The following is a 7268-nucleotide window of genomic DNA, read 5'->3' on the forward strand; positions in this document are numbered from 1 at the left end:
GACGCATATGCATCACACACCAGATCAAAAGACCGCCTCACATGTGACCATCGAGAGCGCGTCTTTCGTATCATTTGAGACCATACAACTTGAGATTGTGCGCGAATATGAATCCGTTCCAGTACAAATCGAACAGAATGGACGCCCAGTCGACTATCTCGTCGAGCAACAGTTTGTGACGGAATCCGGGAAGATCGAACAAATCCTTCGTTTAAACGAACCAATCTCTTTAGAAACGTTGTACACCGTCTGCCATCCGGGTCATAAGACGACGGTTGTCGTACCACGAGAAATCGTCCGATCAGAGGAATTCGAACGTCGTTTCTCATATGATGGTCCACTCGGCGTATCGTTTACGCCGCACGGAATGGAAGTGACGGTATGGTCTCCGGTTGCTTTATCCATGTGGATTACAGTGCATGATGATACGAATCACAGAGAAATTGAGCGATTTCACATGAACCGCGGCGCACGCGGGGAATGGAGTGGTGAAATACCACAAGCGTTCCAAGGTATGTTTTATCGCTTAGAAGTGAAAACACCGGTCGATACGAGGCAAGTCGTCGATCCTTATGCGCGAGCCGTCAGTTTGAACGGTGAGTATGGCGTACTACAAGATGTCTCACGATTTGTCAATAAACAGGTCGAACGAGCCGCGCGCCCGCCTTTATGGAAGGCAACGGATGCCGTCATCTATGAACTGCACATCCGGGATTTTACAAGCCATCCCTCATCGATGAGTCAATTGAAAGGACTATACGGTGGGGTATCTGAAAAAGGAGTTCGGACGAAGGAAGGCAATAGTGCCGGACTCGACTATTTAAAAGAACTTGGCGTGACTCATGTCCAGTTGCTTCCTGTCCATGATTTTGGAAGTGTCGATGAGACAACGCGTATGCCGTACAACTGGGGCTATGACCCGATTCATTGGTTCGGACTTGAAGGAAGTTATGCCTCAAGACCGGATGTGCCGATGAGTCGTGTGTTCGAATATGCGACACTCGTCTCTGACTTGCATCAAGCTGGTCTTCGAGTCGTTACAGACGTCGTGATGAATCACATTTATATTCGAGAACAATCCCCACTCGAAGCGCTCGTACCATACTATTATTTTCGATACGAGCACGACGGGACGATAGCGAACGGAACCGGTGTCGGGAATGACACGGCGTCAGAACGCTATATGATGCGACGTATGATTGTCGACTTCGTGACGTATTTCGCAACAACCTATCAAGTGGATGGGTTCCGCTTCGATTTAATGGGGATTCATGATGTCGAAACGATGAATCAAGTACGGGCCGCGCTCGATAAGGTTGATCCCTCAATTCTCGTCTATGGAGAAGGGTGGGACTTGGCGACACCGCTTGGACAGTCATTGAAGGCGACGTCACAAAATGCTGCACGCATGCCTCGCATCGGACATTTCAACGATATGATTCGAGATGCGTTGAAGGGGTCGACGTTTAATGACAGGGAACGTGGATTCATCTCCGGGAATGAGTGGCGAGAGTGGGAACTTCGAGAATGTCTTACTGGAGCAGTCCACATTCCGAACGTAACGGTCGGTCGTTTCCCGAGTCCGACTTATTCCATCAATTATGCCGAAGCTCACGACAACTATACAATCTATGATAAGTTAATGTTGTCTTGTGAAGGAGTCGATGAAACGACTCGTCTTGCCATGCAACGTCTTGCTAATGCGGTCGTCATCACATCCCAAGGCATCCCGTTCATCCATGCCGGTCAAGAGTTTGGGCGGACGAAACAGGGTGTCGAAAATAGCTATAATTCACCCGATCACATCAATCATTTTGATTGGGATCTGCGTGACACACGAATCAAAGACATCGAGTATGTGAAGACGCTCTTGAAGTTGCGGCGACTCCATACATGTTTCCGGTATGATTCCAGACAAGAAGTCATTGACCATTTCACGTTTCTCCCATCGCCTCCTGGCGTCATTATCTATGAATTGACGGCCAGTCATTCTTATGATGCGTGGCAACGGGTACGCGTCTATGTGAACGGTACGTTCGACTCGCTTTCATTCGAGAGCGATGCGAAATGGAACGTATACGTTCAAGGAGAAAGGGCGAGTCTCGTTCCGCTCGCACGAAACCCAGCACACATTCAAGTCGAGTCGTTGTCAATGACGATTCTCGCGTGTTAAGATGTTGATTGTATCTCTTTAATTCAAGTAAGATTTGAGCGTGATGAATATGTATTCAGATATAGTCGGTGCGCTCGGGAAAGAGTGGACAGTCGCTTCAGCCGGAGGCATTACGGGCGAAGCGTATGTAGCGACGACGCGCCAACAGAAGATTTTTGTCAAACGAAATTCTTCTCCGTTTTTGGCGATCTTGTCAGCGGAAGGAATCGTACCAAAGCTTCTTTGGACAAAGCGAATGTTTAATGGGGACGTGTTAAGCGCCCAACAATTTATCGAAGGCCGCGAACTTTCACCAGAAGATATGAAACGACCTGATGTCGCGGCGCAACTCGGAAAGATTCATAACTCGAAAGAGCTATTATTCATGTTGCAACAGCTGAACCACACACCGGTGACGCCGCACTTGTTGCTCCGTCAGTGTGAGGCATATGAACAAGATGAAACAGATCCAATCATCGGAGAAGCCATTCAATGGCTAAAACACCATTTGCCAAAAGTCGACGAGCAAGAATTCGTCGTCTGTCATTCTGATTTAAACCATAATAATTGGATTGAGGATGAGAGCGGCCTACTCTACTTGACGGATTGGGATGATGCGATCATTGCAGACCGCGCGTTCGATTTGGCGATGGTTGTATATAGCTATATGGATGAAGTGGAGTGGGAGCGCTGGTTCTCTCATTACGGGGTACGTGTCTCGAGTGAGCTCCATAATCGAATGCATTGGTATGCAATCGCCCAGACGATTTTGACAATCTATGGGGAAGAGAATGACTCTGCGCGAACTGAAGGATTTCATGTATTACGTGAGCTGATGGACGAGGCGTACGAACGAATCAATTAAAAGGGATGGCTGTTCGCCACCCCTTTTTGAATGTGTTAAATGTCATCTGGATTCATAAAGTAAGCCCAAACGAACGTTGCGATGACACCAGCAAAAAACGTCAGTGGAGCTGCATAAAAAATAAGGAACTGATCTAAAGTACTCATTGTATTTAACCTCCTTGTGAAGGATGATTCACGTTCATTAAACTATGATTTCGTGTATAATCGCAAGAGGACTGCTCGTCCGTAACGTGCATATTCCCATTAAACTTGAACATTTGATGAACGAAAGGTAGGATTTTCATGCGTTTACGACATAAGCCTTGGGCAAAAGAATATATGGAAGCTCAAGAACATGTATTTATTCAACATCCTGAACAGATGAAAGGTAACTGGAGCACTGAATTCGGGAATGACCACCCGCTCTTTATCGAGGTCGGTTCAGGAAAAGGACAATTTATTTTAGGGATGGCGAAACAACACCCGGATGTGAACTTCATTGCAATCGAGTTGTTTGAGAGCGTAGCCGTTTCCATCGTACAAAAATTAGTCGAAACCCCGATGCCGAACGTGAGAGTATTGACGGTCGATGCGAAACGACTCGTCGACTACTTTGAAGCGGGGGAAGTCGATCGCGTATACTTAAACTTCTCCGATCCGTGGCCAAAGACACGACATGCGAAACGACGTCTAACGTATAAGACGTTTTTGGCGACATATGAGGCGATTCTTCCGAAAGCAGGAGAGATTCATTTCAAGACGGACAACCGTGGATTGTTTGAATATTCGCTTCAGAGTATGAGTCAATACGGGATGTTCTTCACAGAAATTTCACTAGATTTACATGTCAATGAACCAGAAGATAATATTCGAACAGAGTATGAAGAGCGCTTTAGTGCGCTCGGTCAGCCGATTTACCGAATGGAAGCCGTCTTCCGTCCGAAAAATTGACACGCTTTTTTCTTATTTTAATAGTATTTTCTTCACACTTTTTTCTTTCTTCTTGGTACAATAGGAATGACGCTAAACTGGAATAAGAGAAGGGGGAACATGGGGATGTTGAAAAAAGCATGGGCAAGCCTGCTTGCAGTAATCTTCATTCTAACAATCGCACCAATGAATACCTCAGCGAACGAAGCGTTCTTAGACGCTCTCGAAGAGGATTTGAAAGCAACGCATTACGACTATAAAGAAGGAACAGCTGAAATCATCAAAGAAGAGACACTTCGCCATTCAAACGGCAACGAAGTCATCGCGGCTGTCGTAGAGCTCGATACGATTCGTGATGGGATCTTCATCACACGTAAAACCGAGTACCATTACTTTGATGCGACAGACAACAAGATTCTTACATCAGCGGATCTCGTAGAAGTAGAAGGAGCTTCAGAGTTTGCGGACGCGAACATCGACATGCTCGGTCAACAGATCGTCTATTGGTTACCGGTATTGGTCTTGCTTCTAATGATTGCGATTCCAGCACTCATTTTGTTCTTGGTCGTACCACGTTTCTATTCAACAAGTTCATATATGAATGCCGTATATGAAAAGAATGACAACCCAAGATAAGACATGAAAGTACCCCGTTCAAGAGAACGGGGTACTTTTTACTGTTGTTTTAACTGTCCGACGATATCAGTTAGTGACATCCCATTTCCTGAAGAAACGGAGGCGATAAAGGCACTCTCGACAATTGGACCATCGAAAAATTCGACATGTTTGTCACCTTCGTACATATCGATGGCGAGTTCCGCATTCATTGTCGCCGATCCGATGTCACTGAGGAGAAGTGCTTCTCCTTCGACCTGATCGAGCGCTGATAAGATGCGATTCACGTCCGTTCCGATAGCGCCATCCTCAAGGCCACCAGCTAGATGAATGGGCACGGACGGTGCCATTTCCTTCATCAAATCTTGGATGCCTTCCGCAATTTTTTCGCTGTGCGAGACGATGATCAATTCAACGATGTCAATCGACCTCCTTCATAATCGCGGCCAAAAGGATTGAGCTAGAAAGGGCACCCGGATCAACGGTTCCGCGAGAGTTTTCTCCGAAATAAGAGGCTCTTCCTTTCGTGGCCACCATATCTTCTGTTTTTTGGACAAGTGCGTCTAATTTCTGTTTATAATCTTCCCCTTGTTGGACTTGCTCGAGGAACGGGTCCCACACGTCGACCATCGTTTTTTGGCCGACTTCCGATTTCCCTCGTGCTTTGATAGAATTCGAACCTTCCTGAAGTGCCTCCTTGAGTAAGCCAAAGTCCGCTTCGGTCGCATCCCCGAACTTGTTTGCCATCTTCACGAAAGCTGAACCGTATAAAGGTCCGGCCGCACCGCCGACTTTCGACATGAGGGTCATCCCGACCTTTTTACTAAGTGCTCCAAGAGAATCATAATCCTCATCTAAAATTGTAGCGACCGCATCAAAACCACGAGACATGTTGATCCCATGGTCACCGTCGCCGATGGCCCGGTCTAAATCGGTCAACGTATCCTTTTGCTCTTCGATGCCAACTTGTGCGTCGCGTAACGCCTGCTTCATCCGATCAATCGTCAACATAAACCAAACACCTCATTTATTAAATTTTGAATCCGAGTGCTGCTGAAGGAGCGTCGAGATACGTCGTCATCTCATCATCGAGAGGGAGTAACGTGATGGAGAACCCATGCATCTCGAGTGAAGTCATGTAGTTACCGACATACTTTCGTTTGAGGGTATATCCAGCAGCTTCAAGTTTTTCTGCAACGAAATGATACGTCACATACAGCTCAGATAGTGGCGTTCCACCCATTCCATTCACCATGACGGCAACTTCTCCTGGCTCGACTTCTTTTTTCAGGTGACTGAGGAGGTCGTCGACGATTTGGTCGACATCACTCGTCGGTTTCCGTTCAACACCTCGTTCCCCGTGAATCCCGATGCCAATCTCCATCTCTTCCTCGTTCAAGTCGAACCCAGGTTTACCGCTCACCGGCATATAACAAGGTTCGACTGCCATCCCCATGGAGCGAACGTGAGACGCTACTTTCTCGGCGATGGATTTGACTTCTTCGAGTGACTTCCCGCTAGCAGCGGCAGCTCCCGCGATTTTATGGACGAAGACGGTTCCGGCAACCCCTCTGCGATCTTCTTTGTTCGAAATGGCGACGTCATCTGCGACGACGACGTGGTCGACTTTGATGCCGTCTCCTTCGGCCAGTTCTGCGGCGAGCTCAAAGTTCATCACGTCGCCGGAATAGTTTTTCACAATCAAGAGAACGCCGTTTCCACCGTCAGCTGCTTTGATTCCTTCAAGCACCATGTCCGGAGTAGGAGAGGTGAACACTTCCCCACAAACTGCCGCATCGAGCATACCGTCCCCGACATATCCGGCGTGTGCTGGCTCGTGACCACTACCGCCTCCAGAGACGAGACCGACTTTTCCAGACTTCGCTCCGTCAGCCCGACAGATGACATTCACACCGTCGACTCGACCATACACTTCAGGATGGGCATGGACCATCCCTTCAACCATTTGCGATACGAGTTCACTTGCTTCACCGATTAGCTTCTTCACGCGAGATCACTCCTTTTTTAAATTGAAAACTACCAATTTCAATTTTCCACTCTTTCAAGGGAACTAAACAAAAAAACCGACGAATCATTCGTCGGTTTCGTATCATGCATATTCGAGTAATGCGCCAGTCTCAGAGTCGACTGTAAACTCATATGTTTTCTCTTCATCGTTCTCAAGAACCGAGATGCCACCTTTGTAGACGTCGTATTCACGACCGTCGTATGTGTAAATCTCCGGTGATGCAGAAATCCATGCCCCTTGGACATGACCTTTTGCTGAGAAAGCACGCTTCGTGTACTCTAAGGCGTTTTCTGCAGATAAGCTACGTTCATCTAAAGCTTTTTTCGTCATAAGTGCGGCAATGACGGCAACCCCGATTCCAATAAACCAATACCTTTTTTTCATATGACTACCTCCCCTTGAACTATGGCTATCATGTACATCGTACCAAAACCTGTACCCGAATGGAATGAAAAGCATTCGCATCCTGTCAAAACTTTTGTATATAATGAGACAAGAACGGTTAGGAAAGGATGATAAAAGATGGATCAGAAGACGAGAGATTTATTTAAGACGCTAACAGAACTCCCGGGAGCTCCTGGGTTCGAGTCTGAAGTTCGTCAATTTGTACGTGGACGAATTGAACCCCATTCAGATGAAATTGTCACGGATGGCATCGGATCAATTTTTGGAAAACGTGTCGGAGACGAGTCGGGA

General features: G+C 47.0%; 9 protein-coding genes and 1 pseudogene. 5 read left to right on the plus strand and 5 right to left on the minus strand.

Going from position 1 to position 7268, the window contains the following annotated elements; all coding sequences use genetic code 11:
- Positions 1–7: 7 nt before the first annotated feature.
- Entirely contained in the window at positions 8–2173 is a 2166-nt protein-coding gene (gene pulA, locus IRJ25_RS04130; RefSeq protein ID WP_264092665.1) for a type I pullulanase, read from the plus strand.
- 49 nt (positions 2174–2222) lie between these two features.
- A complete protein-coding gene (locus IRJ25_RS04135) occupies positions 2223–3017 on the plus strand; it encodes a phosphotransferase family protein (RefSeq protein ID WP_196431853.1) in 795 nt (264 codons plus the stop codon).
- Positions 3018–3052: 35 nt separating this feature from the next.
- Here the strand turns inward: IRJ25_RS04135 and IRJ25_RS15210 are convergent, their stop codons facing one another.
- On the minus strand, positions 3053–3163 hold the full coding sequence (locus IRJ25_RS15210) for a hypothetical protein (protein WP_012726769.1): 111 nt from the start codon (positions 3161–3163) through the stop codon (positions 3053–3055).
- Between the two features lie 138 nt (positions 3164–3301).
- Between IRJ25_RS15210 and trmB the strand changes: the two genes are divergently transcribed.
- On the plus strand, positions 3302–3949 hold the full coding sequence (trmB, locus tag IRJ25_RS04140) for a tRNA (guanosine(46)-N7)-methyltransferase TrmB (RefSeq protein ID WP_196430929.1): 648 nt from the start codon (positions 3302–3304) through the stop codon (positions 3947–3949).
- Positions 3950–4054: 105 nt separating this feature from the next.
- Positions 4055–4564 (plus strand): hypothetical protein, encoded by a 510-nt coding sequence (locus IRJ25_RS04145; protein ID WP_240499834.1) that lies wholly within the window; start codon positions 4055–4057, stop codon positions 4562–4564.
- Positions 4565–4602: 38 nt separating this feature from the next.
- On the opposite strand, the gene dhaM is transcribed toward IRJ25_RS04145, so the two are convergent.
- The 4 genes from dhaM to IRJ25_RS04165 all read right to left on the minus strand — a co-directional run bounded on the left by dhaM (position 4603) and on the right by IRJ25_RS04165 (position 6956).
- Positions 4603–4953 carry a dihydroxyacetone kinase phosphoryl donor subunit DhaM gene (gene dhaM / locus IRJ25_RS04150; RefSeq protein ID WP_256443656.1) on the minus strand — a complete coding sequence of 117 codons (351 nt, stop codon included), beginning with the start codon at positions 4951–4953 and terminating at the stop codon, positions 4603–4605.
- Positions 4954–4963: 10 nt separating this feature from the next.
- A complete protein-coding gene (gene dhaL, locus IRJ25_RS04155; protein ID WP_214690716.1) occupies positions 4964–5554 on the minus strand; it encodes a dihydroxyacetone kinase subunit DhaL in 591 nt (196 codons plus the stop codon).
- A 19-nt stretch (positions 5555–5573) separates the two neighbouring features.
- Positions 5574–6551 (minus strand): dihydroxyacetone kinase subunit DhaK, encoded by a 978-nt coding sequence (dhaK, locus tag IRJ25_RS04160; protein WP_074036462.1) that lies wholly within the window; start codon positions 6549–6551, stop codon positions 5574–5576.
- Between the two features lie 102 nt (positions 6552–6653).
- Complete coding sequence (locus IRJ25_RS04165) at positions 6654–6956, minus strand: PepSY domain-containing protein (RefSeq protein WP_012726763.1); 303 nt, start codon at positions 6954–6956, stop codon at positions 6654–6656.
- Between the two features lie 138 nt (positions 6957–7094).
- Here IRJ25_RS04165 and IRJ25_RS04170 point away from each other — a divergent pair.
- Positions 7095–7268, plus strand: a pseudogene (locus IRJ25_RS04170) (peptidase M28); the annotation flags it as partial.

This window comes from Exiguobacterium sp. KJ 601 (assembly GCF_027161185.1).
Lineage (GTDB): Bacteria > Bacillota > Bacilli > Exiguobacteriales > Exiguobacteriaceae > Exiguobacterium > Exiguobacterium profundum.

Excerpts from the sequence above, each read along its gene's own strand:
- IRJ25_RS04145 (WP_240499834.1), top strand. The coding sequence starts at position 4,055 with ATGTTGAAAAAAGCATGGGCAAGCCTGCTTGCAGTAATCTTCATTCTA.
- pulA (WP_264092665.1), top strand. The coding sequence starts at position 8 with ATGCATCACACACCAGATCAAAAGACCGCCTCACATGTGACCATCGAG.
- trmB (WP_196430929.1), top strand. The coding sequence starts at position 3,302 with ATGCGTTTACGACATAAGCCTTGGGCAAAAGAATATATGGAAGCTCAA.
- dhaL (WP_214690716.1), bottom strand. The coding sequence starts at position 5,554 with ATGTTGACGATTGATCGGATGAAGCAGGCGTTACGCGACGCACAAGTT.
- IRJ25_RS04135 (WP_196431853.1), top strand. The coding sequence starts at position 2,223 with ATGTATTCAGATATAGTCGGTGCGCTCGGGAAAGAGTGGACAGTCGCT.
- IRJ25_RS04165 (WP_012726763.1), bottom strand. The coding sequence starts at position 6,956 with ATGAAAAAAAGGTATTGGTTTATTGGAATCGGGGTTGCCGTCATTGCC.
- IRJ25_RS15210 (WP_012726769.1), bottom strand. The coding sequence starts at position 3,163 with ATGAGTACTTTAGATCAGTTCCTTATTTTTTATGCAGCTCCACTGACG.